The following is an 18163-nucleotide window of genomic DNA, read 5'->3' as shown; positions in this document are numbered from 1 at the left end:
CGCCCGGCTTCAGCGGCGAGATCGTCAGCGACGGCCGCACCCTGCGCTGCGGCCCGCAGGCCGCGCCCTATGCGACCGAGGTCCGCCGCGGCGAGGCCCCCGCACCGGGCAAGAAGGTCTTCTACAGCAACGGCAATGGCACCGGCAGCTGGCAGGACGGCAAGCTCATGGTGCCCGGCAGCACCCGCATCCTGCCGCGCCACGTCTACGAGGACGGCCGCGCCGAGCGCACGATCATTCCCGCCGGCTACCGTCCGGCCTGGGAAGACGACCGGCTGAACCCGCATCGCGCCCTGCAGACGGTCAAGGGCTACTACGACACCCAGCGCGTCTGGACCCACGAGGTGCCCTATGCCTCGACCGCCGGCACAGTGGTGACCGCCGTCGCCCCGCGCGTGCGCTTCGAGGGAGACCCGGTGCTGCGGCGCGCGCCATCGACCGCCGGCACAGTGATCGCCGCGGCCTCCGACAGCGCCTCCGACGAGGGCCCGGGGCTGCGCTACGTGCAGATCGGCGCCTTCTCCACGGCTGAGAAGGCCGCGGCCGCACGCAACCGGCTGCAGGCCGCGGGCCTTCCGGTGCAGGAGCTCTTGCGCAAATCCGACGGCATGCGTCGTCTGCGGGTCGGCCCCTATGCCGACGCGCGCGCCGCCAGCCTGGCGCTGGCCAGGGTCCAGGCCACCGGCTACCGAGGCGCCACCCTGCGCTGACCGTGGCTTTCTTCTAGGCAGAAATATCCCGGGGGAGGCGCGCGCAGCGCGTCGGGGGCAGAGCCCCCGCCTTGCGTGACGCGTTGCATCGCACCGCGATCCGCCCGGCGCGTCAGCCGCCGCAGATCCCCTGCAGCCGCACCCAATCCGCATCGCTCAACACTTGGACGCTGCCCTCGGCAGCGCGCGGATCGCCCTCGACCAGTGGCAGAACCGACTCGCCGGTGATGTCGCGGGCATAGGCATAGGGCGAGCTGCGCAGCTCGATCTTCGCGAAGCCCTCGAGCAGAGCGTCGAGCGGCACCGGCACCTGCGGGCGGGTGAGCAGCACCTCGGCGTAGCTCTCCAGCGTGCCGCGCGGCAGCGAGCCGGTGGTCAACAGCTTGAGGCTCGACCAGAGCCCGGCATGACGCAGCAGATCGCCCAGCGGGTCCGACTGCCTGGCGCGCAGCGACTCGGCGAGGATATAGCCCGCCGCCACGTCCGGATCCTCGTAATCCTCGAGCAGGTCGCTGCTGAGCAGGATGATCCCGCCGGGCAGATGCGCCGTGTCGCGCAGCCCGTCGTGCAGCACCACAAGATCGCCCCGCCGCGCCTCGCCCAGCACCCGCGCAGCGAGGTGGCGCAGTGGCCGCGCGGCCTCGCCCGTGCCGCAGGGGCGGCCGGAGACGCGGGTGATCTGGCCAAGCAGCGCCTGGCCGATCTCGACGCGCTTGGCGCGGGGCACAACGCGCTCGGCATGGTCGAGGAGCGCGCCGGGCAGCCAGAGCAGGATCCCGGCGGCAACCAGCGCGGCAACGCCGATGACCATGCGCAGGCGCAGCTTGCCGGGCTTGGGGCGACGCCGCTCGATGTCGCGCAGCACGCGGTCGATGGCGTCGATCATCGTGCTCTCGTCCTCGGTCAGCTCCAGCGTCTCGCCGGGATCGCCGTCGGGGTGATAGAGCGCCGGGCTGCGGCCCTTGTTGGCGCGCACCACGGCGGCCATCGACCAATGCGAGAGCGCGCGGCCGGAGATGTCCGAGACTGTGAGCGTGGCATCGCCCATCGAAAGGATCACCTCGCGCCGCTGCGCATCCGGCTCGGGCCGCCAGAGCGCGGTGGCTTCGAGGCGCTGGTACTCCTTGAGGGCTGTCATGCTCGGGGTGCGTTCTCGGCGATCTTCGGGGCGTTTCTGCGGCGCTTGTCCGGGCCGGGGGGCCCGCTGCTCTGCCTTGTCTCCGCCCCTGATTATCAAGCTCCCCGGGCGGGAGCAATCGCTGCCGCGCGGCGCGGTGCGGGCGCGGCCCCACGGCGCGATCACGGTTGCGAAAAAGACGCGGGTTTCGGAGGGTTGCGGATGTTCAGTTCCGGGTACCGGCACTAGGGTCGGCGGCATGATCATCTCGCCCGGCCGCGGCTACATCTTCGTGCATATCCCCAAGACCGGGGGCAGCTCGCTGGCGCGGGCGCTGGAGGCGCGCGCGCATCCGGACGACATCCTCATCGGCGATACGCCGAAGGCGCTCAAGCGCAAGGCGCGGCTGAAGCGGCTGACGCCGCGCGGGCGGCTTTGGAAGCACGCCACGCTCGCGGATATCGACGGTATCGTGACGCCCGCCGAGATCGCCGGGATGCGCCGCGTCGCGCTGGTGCGCAATCCCTGGGACCGGATGGTGAGCTATTACCACTGGCTGCGCGCTCAGAGCTTCGACCACCCGGCGGTGCACCTGTCGCAGGCGCTCGAGTTCACGCCTTTCGTGCTGCACCCGCAGACCAGCGCCAGCCTGCGCGCCTGGCCGGCGGCGCGCTACCTGCAAGACGTCACCGGCGCGGACCGGAGCGACATCTGGCTGCGGCTCGAACATCTCGAGGCGGATCTCGCGCCCTTCGAGGCGCACCTCGGCTTCCGCCTGCAGATCGGCCACGAGAACACCTCGGAGCGCCGGCGGGACCACCGCGGCTATTACGACGATCAGACCGCCGAGCATATCGCCCGGCTTTGCGCCGGAGAGATTTCGCGCTTCGGATACCGCTTTGGTTGAGGGTTGTCGAATTGTGGCGATGGTCCGAAAAAATATGCTCGGTTAAGGGCGATTAACGTTCTTGTTAACCATTTGTTAACAACTTCGAGATTTGACTGGCTGCACGGTCGCGACCTCGTACGCCTGTGGCCGTGCCAGGGGGTGAACCGCTCCTATGATCGTTTCCGTTTTCTGTATGCTGGCAAGCATTTGATCTTGGTTCGGGTACACCCTCTGGCGTTTTTTTGATCCCGACAATCCCCCAGCATACGGCCTCGGCCACACCCGCTCCACGGCCCGGTGCGCGGGCTGCAACCGGGCAGCGTCCGTCAGCGAACAGGATCAAGTAGAGCGTTTGGCAGGCGGCAATCCTTAACCACGTCCTGACCGCAGGGCACGGGCTCCAGCGCCTTGGACAGGCACAGCCTTGCCTCCTGGATGCGACCGGATTGGCAGGTGATGGTCAACATGTCCGGCTCCCAGCCGGGATTGGCCTTCAGGAAGGCTTCCTCGACGACCTTGGCAGGCAGGGTGACCGGCGCCTCGAGCCGACGCAGAACCTCGGGGCGGGTGACGCTCTCGTAGGCGCGGCGGGCGAGGGCGAAGTAATCCTGCGCCGAGAGCCCGGCGCAGGCGCCATGCTTCTTCCACTGGTACCAGGCCAGCCCCGGCGTGCCCATGATTTCGGCCATGGCGGCGGTCTCCTTGCGGCTCGGCGGCCGGGCGGAGCTGTCGCAATAGGAAGGGTAGCCGCGGCTGTATTGCGGCCAGAGCCCGTGCAGCACCCAGCCGAGCGCGCGGTCGCATTGCGGCGAGTTCCGCGCCTCGCCTTCAAGCGCGCACCACGTCGGAGACCAGCTCAGCGACAGCACGTAGTAGTCGAAGACCCCGGCGCGCTCGCCCTCGGCCCGGGCGGGCGCGGCGCAGGTGACGGAGACGAGCAGGATCAGCAGCCAGCGCATTTTCTCTTCCCTCTTGGGTTCCGCGAGACTATATAGGCCCGAAGTTCCCCGACAACGGTAACCCGTCCTGGAGAAGTAATCCGGGACCTCCCGAGGCCAACGCCTTGGGGGAGGGGAGAAGATTTACGTAAGGAGATGACCCATGGCAAAACTGCTGCATCCCAAGGCGACCGCTGTCTGGCTCGTCGACAACACCACTCTGACCTTCAAGCAGATTGCCGACTTCACCGGCATGCACGAACTGGAAATCCAGGGCATCGCCGACGGTGACGTGGCCGGCGGCGTGAAGGGCTTCGACCCGGTCGCCAACAACCAGATCGAGCAGATCGAGATCGACAAAGCCGAGAAGAACCCGCTCGCCAAGCTCAAGCTGAAGTACAACCCCGCCGCTGTCGACGAAGACAAGCGCCGCGGCCCGCGCTACACCCCGCTGTCGAAGCGTCAGGACCGTCCGAACGCGATCCTCTGGCTGGTGAAGTTCCACCCCGAGCTGACCGACGGCCAGATCTCCAAGCTGGTGGGCACCACCAAGCCGACGATCCAGTCGATCCGCGAGCGCACCCATTGGAACATCCAGAACATGCAGCCGATCGACCCGGTTGCGCTGGGTCTGTGCCGCCAGTCCGAACTTGACGCCGCCGTTGCCAAGGCCGCGAAGAACCGCGACGAGGTGATGACCGACGACGAGCGTCGCAAGCTGGTGTCGACCGAGCAGAGCCTTGGCATGGACAGCCACGAGCCGCGCCTGCCGACGGCGATCGAAGGTCTCGAGACCTTCTCGCTCTCCGACCCGCGCGGCGACGACGACGACGACGAGGACAAGGGCCCGAGCGACTTCTCGGATGCAGACAGCTTCTTCAACCTGCCGTCGAGCGACGAGGATGACGACGAGGACGACAGCGACGATCCGCGCGGCTGACACGCACCTCCGCTGACCAATCGAGAAAGCCCGCCGCAGCCACGCGGCGGGCTTTCTTTTGCCGAAAATCCAGGCGCCGCGCAGCGCCGACGGTCCGACTTCCGGCCCCCGAGAACACAGGTCCTTTACCTTAGCGTCAGCCCTTTGTGCGCCCAATTGACGGAAATCCCAGGACCGGCTATCGCCCGCGATGATGCACCCCGAGGCGGTGCAGCGTGTCGCCCGCCGCGTGGCCATTTCCGGCAAATGAGCGGGCCCTTTGGACAGATGAACGATGCTGGGAACGTCTTTTCCCTGTGGTGATCCGCTTGCCGAGCGCCGCGCCGCTTTTGCCGAGACCATGGCCCATCTGGGCGACTACGGGGGGGGCGATCGAGGCGTTGATCGGGGCGATGGATCTGGTGCCGGGCTGGGCCGCAGGGTGGTTCCGCCTTGGCGAGTATTACGAGGTCGTGGGCGAGGTGGATGCCGCCGCCGAGGCCTGGGACAAGGCCGTGGTCGCCGACCCGCGCGATCCGTTGGGCGCAGGGCTGCGGCGCGACCTGCTGCGCGGAGTGCCGGTGGCCGAGAGCATGCCTCCGGCCTTCGTCGAGCTGCTCTTCGACCAATACGCGCCGCGCTTCGAACGCTCGCTGGTCGGCAAGCTGAACTACCGCGGTCCCGAGCTGCTGCTCTCGGCGCTGAAGGCGCAGGACTTCACGCGGGCGCGGCACGCGCTCGATCTCGGCTGCGGCACCGGATTGATGGGTGAGCTTCTGCGGCCGCATTGCGACCGGCTCGACGGCTATGACATCTCCTCGGGGATGCTGGCCGAAGCCGAGGCCAAGGGCGTTTACGACGGGCTGGAGAAGCGCGACATCGGCGAGATGGCGGCGATCCTGCCTCGCTACGACCTGATCCTGGCGGCGGATGTCTTCATCTATCTCGGCGCGCTCGAGCGGGTGATCGGCTGGTGCGCCGGGGCGCTGGCGCCGGGCGGGTATCTCGCCTTCACGATCGAGCTGGGCGAGGCGCCCGTCCATCTGCGCGAGAGTCGCCGTTTTGCCCATTCGCAGAGTTATGTGACCGGCCTGTTGGCCGAGGCGGGCTTTGCCGGGGTGGCGCTGACGGCCTGCGTGCTGCGGCAGGATCGCGGGCAGGACGTGGCAGCGCTGCTGGTCACCGCCCGCGCCACGGCGCGCGTGCTCGACCGCGAGGGTGACGGGGAAACCGAGGCGCTGGTCTAGGCCAGTGCCCCCCGGGCGGCTCAGAAGCCGAAGCTGAGGTGCAGGCGCAGGGCGCTGTCGCCTTCGAAATTCGAGGCCGCCTCCAGCCGACCGCCAAGCCCGTGGCCGTCCTTGGAGCCATAGTCGAGGCCCAGCGAGAGCTGGTCCTCGCTGAGCAGCTCGCTTGCGTCGAAGCTGCGGCTGCCTGCCTCGGTGACATAGGTCATCTCGTCCTGGTCGCCGCCGAAGACGGTGTAGGCTGCATAGGGGCGCAGGATGCCACCCACCGCGCGCATCGGCGCGCCGAGCTCGGCGCGGAAGGCAGTGGAATAGGTGACCCGGCTCTGGATCTCGCCGCCCTTCCGGGCAAGCTCGTAATCGCCCGTGGCGTGGCGCAGCACGTCTCCTGTCACCACGAGGTCGAGCCCGGTTCCCGGGACCTCGCCCTCGCGCAGCATGGTCTCGCCGCGCAGGCTGAGGCCGAGGATACGGCCGTCGTGGTCGGTGCTGCCGGTGGCCCAGGCGGGGCTCGAGAGCTTGTTGTGGGTGCGGCTCATGAAGAGCGCTCCGCCGTACTCCACGCCGTTCGACGATCCCGAGTAGCCGGTGCCAAGGAAGTAGGAGCGGATGCGCGCTTCGTGGATGTCGTCGTCGAGATAGGACACCCCCTGCGCGTAGCCCGCGAAGGCCGAGAGCCCGTTCTCGAAGCCCCAGCCGAGCACCAGGCCCCGGCTGTTGTATCCCGAGTCCTGCGCGTGGTTCGGCGCGGTGGTCCCGCCCGCCGCATAGCCGCCGAGGAAGAAACCGTCCTGCCGGCTGGTCACCGCCGTATGGCCGATGCCGAAGCCGATCTCGCGCGACAGCAGGTCGACCTGCGACAGCGGCGCCGGATCGAGCACGGGGACCGACGCCTCCTGCGCCTGAGCGGCGCAAGGCGCGAGAGTGCCGAGAAGAGCGAGGCGGAGGAGGGTGGATGCGCGGGTCATGTGGCGGGCTTTAGCGCCAAGTCGCGGGGCCGCCCAGAGGCGCGGGGTCACAGCCACGTGACCCCGGAGGCATCAGAGTTTGCGCCGCGCATTGAGCGCCGCGGTGATCGTTCCATCGTCGAGGTAGTCGAGTTCGCCGCCTATCGGCACGCCCTGCGCCAGAGAGCTCATCTCGACGCGGGTTTCGAGCTGATCGGCGATGTAATGCGCCGTGGTCTGGCCATCGACCGTGGCATTGAGCGCAAGGATCACCTCGGTGATGCCCTCGCTCTCGATCCGGGCCACGAGCTGCGGGATGCGCAACTCTTCGGGGCCGACGCGGTCGAGCGCCGAGAGCGTGCCGCCCAGCACGTGATAGCGGCCCTTGAAGCTGCCGCCGCGCTCCATCGCCCAGAGATCACCCACATCCTCGACCACGCAGAGCTGGCCGTTGGCACGGCGCTCGTCGGCGCAGATCGGGCAGATTTCGGAGGTTCCGACATTGCCGCAGTTGAGGCACTCGCGCGCCGTCGCGGCGACCCGGCTCATCAGCTCGGCCAGCGGCGTGAGCTGCAGCTCGCGCTTGCGGATGAGGTGCAGCACGGTGCGCCGCGCCGAGCGCGGGCCGAGGCCCGGCAGGCGGGCCATCATCTCGATCAGCGCGTCGATCTCGCTGCGCTCGGGCATTCAGGGGTCACTCCTCGGTGCGGGACTCCGGCGACCTTCCTGCGAGGGTTCGCCCTGTCCCGCCACGCGCCATGCCTGCGGCAGGCGCGTCAGAACGGCATCTTCATGTCGGCGGGGAGGCCCAGCTCTTCGGTGAGCTTGCGCATTTCCTGCTCGGCGCGGTCCTGCGCCTTGGATTGCGCGTCCTTGATCGCGGCGAGGATCAGGTCCTCGACCACTTCCTTGTCGTCGCTGTTAAAGATCGACGGATCGATGTCGAGACCCTTCAGTTCGCCCTTGGCGGTGGCGGTCGCCTTGACGAGGCCGGCACCGGACTCGCCGGTCACCATGGTGGTGTGCAGGCCTTCCTGCAGATCGGCCATCTTGCCCTGCATCTCCTGCGCGGCCTTCATCATCTTGGCCATGTCGCCAAGACCGCCCAATCCCTTGAACATCTGGTTTCTCCTGTCTGGGGCCGCGGCGGGCCCTGTGTCCGAGTTGTCTCCTAGATACGGATCGTGCGTCGGGGCGACAAGGGAAGCTGCGCCGGAATTGCGGAAAACAAGGGCGCTACGGTACGGAAGTCGCTCCGGGTCAGCCGGCTGGCAGGTCTATTTGCCGTCGCGTCCGGCCGCTTCGTCGAGCAGGCGGGTCAGCAGCAGCGCCGCGCCGCCGAGCATCAGCGAACGTCCAATCGAGTCGGTCACGTTGGTCGGGGCGAAGGGTTCGATGTGGTCGCGGGTGGTCTGCGCCGCGCGCCGCGTGCGGGATCGGCGCGGAAGGTCGCCGAATTGCTTGGGCGTTGGCACGTGGCCGATGCGCGGCTTGGCCTTGATCAGCATCGCGCCGATGGCCAGCAGCCCGCCGGCAAAGACGATGGGGGCAAGGCGTTCGCGCCGGCTGGCGGGCAGGGCGTCGCCGATACGCTCGCGCAGGGCGGGCAGGGTGGCCTTGTGAACAGCCTTATGGGGGTCGAAAGTCATGGCGGCTCCTCCGGGTCTGACACAAGTCAAACCCGGAAAGGCCGCGCAGGTTCCCGCCCCGGGTAGCGATCACTCTTCCTCGAAGGGATCCCACTCGTCCTCGACCTCGGGAAGCGCCTCCACCGCGGCCTGCTGCTGCTCGGCCTGGGGGGTGCGGATCTCGACGATCTTCGCCTTGGGGAAGGCGGCGATGGTGGCCTGTACCAGAGGATGCTGTTCGGCCTCGGCACGCAGGGCCAGTTCGGCGGCGTCGCGCTTTTCGACGATGGTCGGGGAGTCGCAGCCGTTCACCAGGGACACGCCCCAGCGCGCGCCGGTGAAGCGCTGCAGCGCGGTGCCGAGCCGCTGCGCCAGATCGCCCGAGGCGTTGCGGGCCGGGGTGAACTCGATGCGGCCGGGCTGGTATGCGGCAAGGCGCAGGCCGCTTTCCACCTCGACCAACAGCTTCACGTCGCGGTTGGCGCGGATCAGCTCGAGCACGTGCTCGAAGGTGGGATAGCGGGCGAGGGCATTGTTCTGTGCTACCGCGGGCACGGCATTGCCATAGATCGCGCTGGGGCCGGAGGGGCCGGGGTGCGTCGGCTGCACGTGGCTGGCATAGGCCTGCGTGCCGCCGCCTGCAGAGGCTCCCGCCGGCGCATGGGTGTAGCCGCCGCCGGGGCCGTTCGGGCTGGGTGGCGGGGGCGTGTCCTGCAGCTTGCGAAGCAGCTCCTCGGGCGAGGGAAGCTCGGCCACATGGGTCAGCCGGATCACCGCCATCTCGGCGGCCATCATCGCGTTCGGCGCCTGCGCCACCTCGTCCAGCGCCTTGAGCAGCATCTGCCACATGCGGGTCAGCGCGCGCATGCCGAGGTTGGCGGCCAGCGCCGAGCCGCGCAGCCGCTCATCGGGGCCGACGGTGGGATCCTCGGCGGCCTCGGGGGTGATCTTCACCACCGAGATCCAATGGGTCAGCTCGGCCAGATCCCGCAGCACCGCCAGCGGGTCGGCGCCCTCGGCGTATTGCTCGGAGAGCTCGGTCAGCGCGCCGGGGGCGTCGCCGTGCATGATTTTCTCGAAGAGGTCCATCACCCGGCCGCGGTCGGCGAGGCCGAGCATGGCGCGGACCTGATCGGCGGTGGTCTCCCCGGCCCCATGCGAGATCGCCTGGTCGAGCAGCGAGGTGGCGTCGCGGGCCGAGCCCTCGGCGGCGCGGGTGATCAGCGCCAGCGCATCATCGGTGATCTCGGCGCTTTCCTTGGTGGCGATCTTGCGCAGCAGCGCGATCATCACCTCGGGCTCGATGCGGCGCAGATCGAAGCGCTGGCAACGCGACAGCACCGTCACCGGCACCTTGCGGATCTCGGTGGTGGCGAAGATGAACTTCACGTGCGCGGGCGGCTCCTCCAGCGTCTTGAGCAGCGCGTTGAAGGCGCTGTTCGAGAGCATGTGCACCTCGTCGATGATGTAGATCTTGTAACGCGCCGAGGCCGCCCGGTAGTGCACGCTGTCGATGATCTCGCGGATGTCGCCGACGCCGGTGTTCGATGCCGCGTCCATCTCGAGCACGTCGACGTGGCGGCCTTCCATGATCGCCTTGCAGTGCTCGCAGACACCGCAGGGCTCGGTGGTCGGCCCGCCGGTGCCATCGGGGCCGATGCAGTTCATCCCCTTGGCGATGATACGGGCGGTGGTGGTTTTGCCGGTGCCGCGGATGCCGGTCATGATGAAGGCCTGCGCGATGCGGTCCGCCTTGAAGGCGTTCTTCAGGGTGCGCACCATTGCATCCTGCCCGACGAGATCGGCAAAGGTCTCGGGGCGGTACTTGCGCGCGAGTACCTGGTACTTGGGGCTGTCGTCAGTCATGGAATCCGTGGCGCTCCTTCGGTTGCGGCCAAGGTAAGGTGGGGGAGGGGCGAGGTAAAGCCGGGCGTCGGGGAGGGCGCGGGCACGGGGCCGATCTTGGCGCATGTGTTGCGCGGGGACTTCCCCGCGGCGTGCCGCTCTGCTATGACCCGCATCAGGCCCGATCGCAGGGGGCCGCCCCGTCCGCGGAAAGCGCGCGCACCTGCCTTCGAGAGCCGATCCCATATCTTCGGTTTCACTCCTGCCCAGATCAGCGGACACTCGGGCGATGACGGAGGACACCGGCATGCTCTTTTCAGGGCCGACCCCATCCATCGACGATCTGCGCCGCGAGGCGCGCCGACTTCACAAATCCTACGACGCGGGGGACCGCGGCGCGCGTGAACGCCTGCGCGAGCTGCCGCCGCGCAGCGACGACCGCGCGCTCAAGCGCGCTGACTTCCTGCAGGTCGTGGCGCGCGAGCGCGGCTTCGAAAGCTGGCCCAAGCTCAAGCTGGCGGCCGAGTCGCAGGGCCTTGACCGGGCAGCGAAAATCCAGCGGCTGAAGATTGCACTCTTCCACGGGCAGATGCCGGTGGTACAGGCGCTCCTGGCCGAGACGCCCGATCTCGCCGAGGGCCTCTTCGGGCTGCAATGCGCACTGGCCGACCTGCCCGGCGTGCGCGCCGCGCTGGCGCAGGCGCCTCAGCTTGCCACCGAGCGGCTCGGCCGCGCAGCCCGATCCTGCATCTTGCCTTCTCGCGTTGGCATCACGTGCATCCCGAGCTGCGCCCCGCGACGCTGGAGATCGCCGCCTTGCTGGTCGCACAGGGCGCCGATGTGAATGACGCGCAGGAGGGGCCGCAGGGCGCGCGCCTTTCGGCGCTCTACGGAGCGCTCTGCGTTGCGCGCAACCTCGAGCTGGCGCGCTGGCTGCTGGAGAACGGGGCCTCGCCCGACGATGGAGAGTCGCTCTACCACTCGGTGGAGATCGGCGCGCCGGAGGGGCTGAAACTGCTGCTCGAGCATGGGGCGACGCCGCAAGGCACCAATGCTCTCTTGCGGGCGCTCGACTTCAACGACCACGGCGCGGTCGAGCTTCTGCTCGCCCATGGCGCGACACTCGACGAGGAGGTGCAGACCATCCCCGCGCTGCACCAGGCGGCGCGGCGCGGTTGCGACCGGCGTATGGTGGATCTGCTGCTTGAGGCCGGGGCTGACCCGGCGCGAGAGTGGCGCTGGGTCTCGTCCTATGCCTTTGCCAAGGTGCTGGGCAGCCGCGCGCTGGTCGAGGCGCTGGAGGCACGGGGCGTCACTGCCACACTGTCACGGGAAGAGACGCTCATGGCCGAGGCGGCCGAGGGGCGCACGACCAAGGGCGCTTACATCGACCCCGAGGCGCTGCCGCCCGCCTACGACGGACTGCTGCGCGGGCTCGCGGGCCGGCCGGACCGGCTGGCGCAGATCAAGGCGCTGGTGTCGCTCGGGCTGCCCTATGATGCGCCGGACGGGACCGATGGCGTGACCCCGGTGCAAGCCGCCGCGTGGGAGGGCTACCCCGAGGTGATGGCGTATTTCCTGAACCTGCGCCCGGACATGAGCCACGTGAACGCCCATGGTGGCACGCTGCTCGGCACTTTGCTGCACGGGGCCGAGAACGCGCCGAAGATCGGGGCGCGCGACCATCTCGCCTGCCTGAAGCTGCTGCTCGAGCATGGCGTCGCCCTGCCGCGCAAGGCCATGGCGATGGTCGGCAGGCCCGACCTTGCCGGGTTCCTGAGGGGCTGGGCCGAGGCGCATCCGGGGCAGGTCGTCTGATCCGGGCCCAGGTGCCGGTCGGTTCGCGCTAACCGGGAAATTCTGTTTCACAAAACCGCGGCACGCCCTACAATCTGGGCTGCCGCACGTTTTTTCATATAAGGAATTTGGTCATGCGTCTCAGAGGAGTGCGCCGAAGCAGCAATGTCGAGGACCGCCGCCGGTCCGGTGGCCGCGTCGCCATGGGAGGCGGGCTCGGGGGCATCGCGCTGCTGATCGTCTTGGCCATCGGCTATTTCGCCGGGGTCGACGTCACCCCGCTTCTGAACAACAGCACGGTGGAGACCTCGAGCGAGCCGCGGGAGCTGACGCCGCAGGAGAAGCTCGCCGGCGAATTCGCCTCGCAGGTCCTCGCCACCACCGAGGAAGTCTGGACCCAGATCCTGCCCGAGCAGGCGGGCCGAGAGTACACGCCGCCGACGCTGGTGCTCTTCTCCGGCCAGACCGCCTCGCCCTGCGGCGGCGCCAGTGGCGCGACGGGGCCGTTCTACTGCCCTCTCGACCAGCAGGCCTATCTTGACACCGAGTTCTTCGCCACGCTCGAGCAGCAGCTCGGCGCCGAGGGCGACTTTGCCGCCGCATATGTGATTGCCCACGAGGTCGCGCACCACGTGCAGAACCTGCTGGGCATCCTTCCGCAGGTCGAGGAGATCCGCCAGCAGTCGAACGAGACCCAGGCTAATGCGCTGACCGTGCGGCTCGAGCTGCAGGCCGACTGCCTGTCGGGCGTCTGGGCCACGCATGTCGATGGCATCCTCGAGCCCGGCGACGTCGAAGAGGCGCTGAACGCGGCCAAGATGATCGGCGACGACCTGCTGCAGAAGCGGGCAGGGCGGGTGCCGCAGCCGCATACCTTCACCCATGGCACCAGCGCACAGCGCTCGGGTTGGTTCGCGCGCGGCTACGAGGCGGGCAATATCGCCGCCTGCGACACCTTCTCGGGAGACATCTGATCGGATGATGATCCATGCGCTCTCGGTCCTCGACGGCATCCTTGCCATCTCGCCCCTGCCGGGCGGCGGCGGGGATTTTGTCGGGGACATGGCGCATGTGACCGAATGGCGCCCGGCGATGGTGATCACCCTCGTCACCCGGGCCGAGATGGAGGCGGCGGGGGCGGCGCTGCTGGGGGTGCACGTGCAGGACCACGGCTCGCGCTGGCTGCACCTGCCGATCCCCGATTTCGGCACCCCGCCCGAGGAGATGCGCCGGCTCTGGCCCGAGGTCAGCGCGCAGGCACGGCAGGCGCTCTCGGGCGGCGGCCGGGTGCTGGTGCATTGCCGGGGCGGCTGCGGGCGCTCGGGCATGGTGGCGCTGCGGCTGATGATCGAGGCCGGGGAGGCGCCCGACGAGGCGCTGGCCCGGTTGCGCCACGTGCGGCCCTGCGCCGTCGAGACCGACGCGCAGATGGGCTGGGCCATGGAGGCCCCGCGCCGCGCCGCGCTCTTTCTGCGCCACATGGACTGACCGCGCCTGCCGATTGCAGCGATTGCCACGCCCGCGCGGCTCGGCTAGACCGCGCTGCAGAGCCAGCCTTTCGCCAGCCCCTTAATCTTCAAGGAGATGGTGAATGATCCCCTGCCGCAGACGCTTCCTGACCACGCTTGCCGCTTTTGCAGGCTACCCCGCCCTCCCGGCGCTGGCGCAGCGGCAACAGCCCCCCCGCCGTTTTCCCGCTGTTCGACACGCCTCCCGCCAGCCATGAGCTCTCGCATTTCGACGTGAGCGCGGCGGGTTTCACCTATCGACTCTTCCTCGCCCATCCGCGCGGCGAGGCCCCGGCGCAGGGCTGGCCCTCGCTCTGGATGCTCGACGGCAACGCCGCCTTCAGTCGCCTGGATGCGGCGCTGCTCGAGGCCCATCCGGGGCTTGCGGTCGTCGGCATTGGCTACCCGGTCGAAGAGGCCTTCGACGGCGCCTCGCGTGCGCGCGACTACACGCCGGTGCCGCTCGAGGCGCCGATGCATGGCCGCGGGCGGGACTGGGACTTCGGCGGTGAGGCAGCCTTCCGGGCGAGGCTGCTCGGCCCGCTGGCGCAGGCGCTGACCGAGCGCGCGCCGCTCGATCCGGCGCGGCGCAGTCTCTGGGGACATTCCTACGGTGGGGTCTTTGCGCTGGCGACGCTGCTGTCAGAGCCCTCGGCCTTCCGCGCCTACATGCCGGTCAGCGCGACCACGGGCTTCGGCGGCCGCAGTCTCTTTGCGATGGAGGCGGAGGCGCCGCGCCTGGCTGATGGCCGTGCCGAGGTGCTGATCATGCTGGGAGACAGCGAGCACCGCTCGGGCACGCCCGCGCCCGAGGCGCCGCGCCCGAACCCGGACACCCTGGAAATGGGCGCCCTGCTGGCGCGTCGGAGCGATCTGCATGTGCAGGTCGAGGTGCTGGAGGGGCTCGGGCACGGCGCGACCTTTGCCGCTTCCTTGCCGCGCTGCTTCGCTCTGGCCGAGGGCTAAGGCCGTCTCGGGCCAAGGTCCCTGCCGTTCAGCCGAAGCGGCGGGGATTGCAGGGCGTCATGCTGGTGCCGGGCCGCTGGCCCACGCAGAGCGCACCCTCGCCGTCATCAAGCCTTGGGCAGAGGCGTCTGGCCCGTCTCCGCACCAGCGCGGTGCGCCGGGGTTCGCAGCGCCTTTCGAGCGGCCCGAATTCCACCGAGCCGCCGCCCGCCGCCCGCCGCCCGTCCGGCATCGAGCTGGCGACCGGATTGGCGTCCATGTCCATGACCAAGAGGTTGAACCGCACGCCGAGGGGGCGAACTGCATGTGGCAGCCGTGCTCGGCGATCAGCGGCCGCAGCCCGAGCGGGTGCAGCCGCCGCGCTGACCAAGCCCCTGCGGCCAGCATGACCCGCGCGGCCGAGGTGCTGGCACCGGCCCGGCGCCATAAGTCGTGCAGGAATGGGCAAGAAACCGCGCGATTGACGGTGGACAATGAAGCGGCCACCGAGGTCTGCGACCCTGAGAGCATCGGTGAGTGACGCAAAGTCAGCGCAGCCATGAACCCGCCTCAGGGGATGACCATGGACGCTGCTTTGGCGGAGTGTTGGCACTTATCGATTGGAGCTGTCGCGGAGACTCGCAAGTCGCGAGAGGACCCCCGGATCCTGAAGACCTCTGCAGCGGCGTTCGCTTTGCCAAGTTTCCGCATCATTCGAGGCAGAGCATTGCGACGGTCAGCGTGCAGCGCCGCCTGCAAGCGCCACATTTCGGAGCTTCGGCACCGGCTGGGAGTCATGCTGACCGTCGTACCATTTCCGCCTGCCCGGGGTCATCCGCGCATGAGGGGTATCTTCTGCGTGGCGCTCCTTCCGCCCGGGGCCAATGTCGCGCCTTGGTGGGCAAACTGTGGTCTTGTTGACGGAGGACAATGTGGGCGATGCGGCGGGCTGGCACCTTGCCTGCATCGGACCATCGCTCCGCGATGCCAAGGTGTGCAGGGAGGCGCGTCCCCGCAATGCGTGAGTGGAGCCTTGGGCGCGTGTTGAGTCGATGGTCCGAGACCCGCCCCGCGCTTGAGCCGCGCGCCTGGATCCTGCCCCCGTCCGATGCCCCGCCGTGTGCGCCGAAGAGACCCCGCTGCAGCGTCGCTCTTAATTTCGGCGACCGCCGGAGCCCGGCCCGATCATCCCGGCAAAGACATCGCCCGTCCAGCCGGGTTTGCTGGAGGAGGTCCCGCAGGAAGCGCTGGCGGGCTTCCTGTTGCCGGAACCTGCCGATGTCCCTGGGTCGAGGCGCCGCGACTGCAGCCCCGCCGCGATCCGGTCATCCTGCCACCGCGCGATCAGGCGGAGCTTTGCCCGGTCGAGGACTTTCACGCGGTCGCTGGCGTCGAGGGAGATCACCCGCTCGGCGTGGAGCTGACGCAGGGACCGGCACAGGGTCTCTGGCGACATGTCCAGCAGCGAGGCCAGATCGCGGCGCTTGAGCTCGATGTGGAAGCCCTGCTGCCCCTCGCCGGGGCAGAGCGAAACCTCGTCGAGGATCCAGAAAGCAACCCGCTGCAGGGCGCCCCGACCGCGCATGTTGGCGACCGAAGCCTGCAGGCTCAGAAGCTGCGCCTGCAGCGCATCCAGATAGGCCCCGTAGCGCTGCGGATGGCCGGCGAGAAAGGCGTCCCAGGCGGTCTGTGACATCCAGCACACCTCCACCGGAGTTGCGGCCTCCCAGGAAAACGGGCTCTTGGCACCGGAAGGAAGGCCGATCAACTGCCCATGCCGCAGGACCTGCAGCAGGCGTTCGTCGCCGCTTTCGAAAAGCATCACGGTCTTGAACAGACCCCGGGAGATGATGCCGACGCGCTCGCAGGCCTCGTCCTGCCGGATGAGTGTCACGCCTTCGGCATAGCTTTGCACGGTGGCACGCTCCGAGAGGATGTCGAGGGAACAGCCATCGAGGTGACCGCAAAACCCGCTCCGGCGCGCAGCGCAGAACCGGCAAGGATCCGTCACCGTCTTGGACAAGAAGTGCGTCTGCATCGGCTCCCCATCCCTGTGCACGCTTCAGGAGAGCGAATATTTCGAAAACAACTCTCGGCCAAAATCATAATTGTGCAGATTTGTAGTCGTCGCCAGCGTCCCAAGCTGGCCAGAGACCTCCATGGTTATGATCTTGCGGAGAATAAATCAGATTTCTCCTCGTGCCGGGGCGGCCCATCCGGGGCGCTCCGGTTTTTCATCGCCCATTGATCCGTATCATATCGCGGCCCGACCGGGGGTGGCACGCTGCCGGGACGAATTGCAACGCACGCGCGACATCTGGGAGGAATCGCGATGGCACATGTTGTTGTTCTTGGGGCCGGGCTTGGCGGCACCATCATGGCCTACGAGCTGCGCGAGCGCCTGGGGCCGGATCACGAGATCACGGTTGTCAGCAAGGGCTCGAGCTACAGCTTCGTGCCTTCCAACCCTTGGGTCGCCGTCGGCTGGCGGAGCCGGGCCGATATCGAGGTGGACCTTGCCGGGCCGCTGGCCCGCCGCAACATCCGGTTGCGGCCCGAGGGGGCGCTGCGCGTCCACCCCGAAGAGAACAGCGTCGAACTCGCCGGGTCAGAGAGGCTGCGCTATGACTACCTCGTCATCGCGACCGGTCCCGAGCTGGCCTTTGACGAGATCGAGGGATTGGGGCCGGAAGGCCACACCCAGTCGATCTGCGAGGTCGCCCACGCGGTGCGGGCCAAGGGCGCCTTTGACACGCTGGTCGCCACCCCGGGGCCCGTTGTCATCGGCGCGGTGCAGGGGGCAAGCTGCTTCGGCCCGGCCTATGAGTTCACCTTCATCGTCGACACCGCGCTGCGCCGGGCAAAGGTGCGCGACCGGGTGCCGATGACCTTCGTGACGTCCGAGCCCTACATCGGCCATCTTGGTCTCGACGGAGTGGGCGACACCAAGGGGCTGCTCGAGAGCGAGATGCGCAGCCATCACATCAAATGGATCACCAATGCCCGGGTCACCTCGGTCGAGGCGGGCGTGATGCACATCGAGGAACTGGGCGAGGACGGCGCGGTCAAGAAGACCCACGCGCTGCCCTTCGCCTTTTCGATGATGCTGCCGGCATTCCGCGGCGTCGAGGCCGTGCGCGGCATCGACGGGCTGACCAACCCGCGCGGCTTCATCCTTGTCGACAAGCACCAGCGCAACCCGGCCTTCGCCAATATCTTCGCCATCGGCGTCGGCGTGGCGATCCCGCCCATCGGCCCGACGCCGGTGCCGGTGGGTGTGCCGAAGACCGGCTTCATGATCGAGAGCATGGTCACCGCGACGGCACTGAACATCGCTGCGCTGGTGGCGGGCAGGGAGCCGCACGAGGTCGCCAGCTGGAACGCCATCTGCCTTGCGGACTTCGGCGACTCCGGTGTGGCCTTCGTCGCGCAGCCGCAGATCCCGCCCCGCAACGTGAACTGGGCTGCCTCGGGCAAATGGGTGCATTACGCCAAGGTCGGCTTCGAGAAGTACTTCCTGCACAAGGTCCGCTCCGGCAAGGCGGAGCCCTTCTACGAGAACCTCATGATGCGGGCGTTGGGGATCGACAAGGTCAAGGAGACGCACACCGAGTGACTGGATCGGCGGATCCGGCAGGGGGGGAGAATGTGGCGGCGCGGGCTCCGGCCGGAGCCC

19 protein-coding genes are annotated in these 18163 nt (G+C 68.6%); 10 read left to right on the top strand and 9 right to left on the bottom strand.

Going from position 1 to position 18163, the window contains the following annotated elements:
• Positions 1-710, top strand: a 710-nt coding sequence (locus CLG85_RS09525; protein ID WP_260348785.1) for an SPOR domain-containing protein, incomplete at its 5' end; no start/stop codon positions are given.
• 112 nt (positions 711-822) lie between these two features.
• Here the strand turns inward: CLG85_RS09525 and CLG85_RS09520 are convergent.
• A complete protein-coding gene (locus CLG85_RS09520) occupies positions 823-1848 on the bottom strand; it encodes a hypothetical protein (protein WP_224845622.1) in 1026 nt (341 codons plus the stop codon).
• Positions 1849-2086: 238 nt separating this feature from the next.
• On the opposite strand from CLG85_RS09520, the gene CLG85_RS09515 reads away from it, so the two are divergent.
• The gene (locus CLG85_RS09515) at positions 2087-2734 is read left to right on the top strand and encodes a sulfotransferase family 2 domain-containing protein (protein ID WP_260348783.1); all 648 of its coding nucleotides are present in this window, start codon (positions 2087-2089) and stop codon (positions 2732-2734) included.
• Positions 2735-3042: 308 nt separating this feature from the next.
• Here CLG85_RS09515 and CLG85_RS09510 read toward each other — a convergent pair whose 3' ends face one another.
• On the bottom strand, positions 3043-3675 hold the full coding sequence (locus CLG85_RS09510; RefSeq protein WP_260348782.1) for a ribonuclease T2 family protein: 633 nt from the start codon (positions 3673-3675) through the stop codon (positions 3043-3045).
• Between the two features lie 142 nt (positions 3676-3817).
• On the opposite strand from CLG85_RS09510, the gene CLG85_RS09505 reads away from it, so the two are divergent.
• Complete coding sequence (locus tag CLG85_RS09505) at positions 3818-4594, top strand: DUF1013 domain-containing protein (protein WP_224845628.1); 777 nt, start codon at positions 3818-3820, stop codon at positions 4592-4594.
• A 392-nt stretch (positions 4595-4986) separates the two neighbouring features.
• On the top strand, positions 4987-5820 hold the full coding sequence (locus CLG85_RS09500) for a class I SAM-dependent DNA methyltransferase (RefSeq protein ID WP_260348781.1): 834 nt from the start codon (positions 4987-4989) through the stop codon (positions 5818-5820).
• A gap of 20 nt (positions 5821-5840) precedes the next feature.
• On the opposite strand, the gene CLG85_RS09495 is transcribed toward CLG85_RS09500, so the two are convergent.
• From CLG85_RS09495 to CLG85_RS09475, 5 genes are all read right to left on the bottom strand, one after another.
• Positions 5841-6698, bottom strand: coding sequence for a hypothetical protein (locus CLG85_RS09495; RefSeq protein WP_260348780.1), 858 nt, complete (start codon positions 6696-6698; stop codon positions 5841-5843).
• A gap of 159 nt (positions 6699-6857) precedes the next feature.
• On the bottom strand, positions 6858-7451 hold the full coding sequence (gene recR / locus CLG85_RS09490; protein WP_224845634.1) for a recombination mediator RecR: 594 nt from the start codon (positions 7449-7451) through the stop codon (positions 6858-6860).
• Positions 7452-7540: 89 nt separating this feature from the next.
• The gene (locus tag CLG85_RS09485) at positions 7541-7885 is read right to left on the bottom strand and encodes a YbaB/EbfC family nucleoid-associated protein (protein ID WP_108968402.1); all 345 of its coding nucleotides are present in this window, start codon (positions 7883-7885) and stop codon (positions 7541-7543) included.
• A 156-nt stretch (positions 7886-8041) separates the two neighbouring features.
• Positions 8042-8413, bottom strand: coding sequence for a hypothetical protein (locus CLG85_RS09480; RefSeq protein WP_260348778.1), 372 nt, complete (start codon positions 8411-8413; stop codon positions 8042-8044).
• A 69-nt stretch (positions 8414-8482) separates the two neighbouring features.
• A complete protein-coding gene (locus CLG85_RS09475; RefSeq protein ID WP_260348777.1) occupies positions 8483-10258 on the bottom strand; it encodes a DNA polymerase III subunit gamma/tau in 1776 nt (591 codons plus the stop codon).
• A 268-nt stretch (positions 10259-10526) separates the two neighbouring features.
• On the opposite strand from CLG85_RS09475, the gene CLG85_RS09470 reads away from it, so the two are divergent.
• The 5 genes from CLG85_RS09470 (at position 10527) to CLG85_RS09450 (ending at position 14508) form a co-directional block, all read left to right on the top strand.
• Positions 10527-11081 (top strand): hypothetical protein, encoded by a 555-nt coding sequence (locus tag CLG85_RS09470; protein ID WP_260348776.1) that lies wholly within the window; start codon positions 10527-10529, stop codon positions 11079-11081.
• Positions 11054-12055: an ankyrin repeat domain-containing protein gene (locus CLG85_RS09465; protein WP_260348775.1), complete on the top strand. Its 1002-nt coding sequence runs from the start codon at positions 11054-11056 to the stop codon at positions 12053-12055. The genes CLG85_RS09470 and CLG85_RS09465 overlap by 28 nt, the downstream gene beginning before the upstream one ends.
• A gap of 113 nt (positions 12056-12168) precedes the next feature.
• Complete coding sequence (gene ypfJ, locus CLG85_RS09460) at positions 12169-13008, top strand: KPN_02809 family neutral zinc metallopeptidase (protein ID WP_260348774.1); 840 nt, start codon at positions 12169-12171, stop codon at positions 13006-13008.
• A gap of 4 nt (positions 13009-13012) precedes the next feature.
• Positions 13013-13522: a protein-tyrosine phosphatase family protein gene (locus CLG85_RS09455; protein ID WP_260348773.1), complete on the top strand. Its 510-nt coding sequence runs from the start codon at positions 13013-13015 to the stop codon at positions 13520-13522.
• A 254-nt stretch (positions 13523-13776) separates the two neighbouring features.
• Positions 13777-14508 carry an alpha/beta hydrolase gene (locus tag CLG85_RS09450; protein ID WP_260348772.1) on the top strand — a complete coding sequence of 244 codons (732 nt, stop codon included), beginning with the start codon at positions 13777-13779 and terminating at the stop codon, positions 14506-14508.
• A gap of 28 nt (positions 14509-14536) precedes the next feature.
• Here the strand turns inward: CLG85_RS09450 and CLG85_RS09445 are convergent, their stop codons facing one another.
• The gene (locus tag CLG85_RS09445; RefSeq protein ID WP_095884256.1) at positions 14537-14767 is read right to left on the bottom strand and encodes a hypothetical protein; all 231 of its coding nucleotides are present in this window, start codon (positions 14765-14767) and stop codon (positions 14537-14539) included.
• A gap of 873 nt (positions 14768-15640) precedes the next feature.
• Entirely contained in the window at positions 15641-16510 is an 870-nt protein-coding gene (locus CLG85_RS09440; RefSeq protein WP_260348770.1) for a Crp/Fnr family transcriptional regulator, read from the bottom strand.
• 309 nt (positions 16511-16819) lie between these two features.
• Here CLG85_RS09440 and CLG85_RS09435 point away from each other — a divergent pair, with 309 nt between their 5' ends.
• Positions 16820-18103: an NAD(P)/FAD-dependent oxidoreductase gene (locus tag CLG85_RS09435; RefSeq protein ID WP_095884259.1), complete on the top strand. Its 1284-nt coding sequence runs from the start codon at positions 16820-16822 to the stop codon at positions 18101-18103.
• The last annotated feature ends 60 nt before the right edge of the window (positions 18104-18163 follow it).

The sequence above is a fragment of the Alloyangia mangrovi genome (assembly GCF_002300555.2).
GTDB lineage: Bacteria > Pseudomonadota > Alphaproteobacteria > Rhodobacterales > Rhodobacteraceae > Salipiger > Salipiger mangrovi.
The sequence above is the reverse complement of the archived record's forward strand: the minus strand, read 5'-3'. Positions and strand labels throughout refer to the sequence as shown.

What these genes read in the sequence shown, in the direction of transcription:
- CLG85_RS09510 (WP_260348782.1), bottom strand. Translation starts at nt 3,675, where the DNA reads ATGCGCTGGCTGCTGATCCTGCTCGTCTCCGTCACCTGCGCCGCGCCC.
- CLG85_RS09515 (WP_260348783.1), top strand. Translation starts at nt 2,087, where the DNA reads ATGATCATCTCGCCCGGCCGCGGCTACATCTTCGTGCATATCCCCAAG.
- ypfJ (WP_260348774.1), top strand. Translation starts at nt 12,169, where the DNA reads ATGCGTCTCAGAGGAGTGCGCCGAAGCAGCAATGTCGAGGACCGCCGC.
- CLG85_RS09480 (WP_260348778.1), bottom strand. Translation starts at nt 8,413, where the DNA reads ATGACTTTCGACCCCCATAAGGCTGTTCACAAGGCCACCCTGCCCGCC.
- CLG85_RS09470 (WP_260348776.1), top strand. Translation starts at nt 10,527, where the DNA reads ATGACGGAGGACACCGGCATGCTCTTTTCAGGGCCGACCCCATCCATC.
- CLG85_RS09445 (WP_095884256.1), bottom strand. Translation starts at nt 14,767, where the DNA reads ATGGACGCCAATCCGGTCGCCAGCTCGATGCCGGACGGGCGGCGGGCG.
- CLG85_RS09500 (WP_260348781.1), top strand. Translation starts at nt 4,987, where the DNA reads ATGGATCTGGTGCCGGGCTGGGCCGCAGGGTGGTTCCGCCTTGGCGAG.
- CLG85_RS09455 (WP_260348773.1), top strand. Translation starts at nt 13,013, where the DNA reads ATGATGATCCATGCGCTCTCGGTCCTCGACGGCATCCTTGCCATCTCG.
- CLG85_RS09475 (WP_260348777.1), bottom strand. Translation starts at nt 10,258, where the DNA reads ATGACTGACGACAGCCCCAAGTACCAGGTACTCGCGCGCAAGTACCGC.
- CLG85_RS09520 (WP_224845622.1), bottom strand. Translation starts at nt 1,848, where the DNA reads ATGACAGCCCTCAAGGAGTACCAGCGCCTCGAAGCCACCGCGCTCTGG.
- CLG85_RS09505 (WP_224845628.1), top strand. Translation starts at nt 3,818, where the DNA reads ATGGCAAAACTGCTGCATCCCAAGGCGACCGCTGTCTGGCTCGTCGAC.
- recR (WP_224845634.1), bottom strand. Translation starts at nt 7,451, where the DNA reads ATGCCCGAGCGCAGCGAGATCGACGCGCTGATCGAGATGATGGCCCGC.
- CLG85_RS09485 (WP_108968402.1), bottom strand. Translation starts at nt 7,885, where the DNA reads ATGTTCAAGGGATTGGGCGGTCTTGGCGACATGGCCAAGATGATGAAG.
- CLG85_RS09435 (WP_095884259.1), top strand. Translation starts at nt 16,820, where the DNA reads ATGGCACATGTTGTTGTTCTTGGGGCCGGGCTTGGCGGCACCATCATG.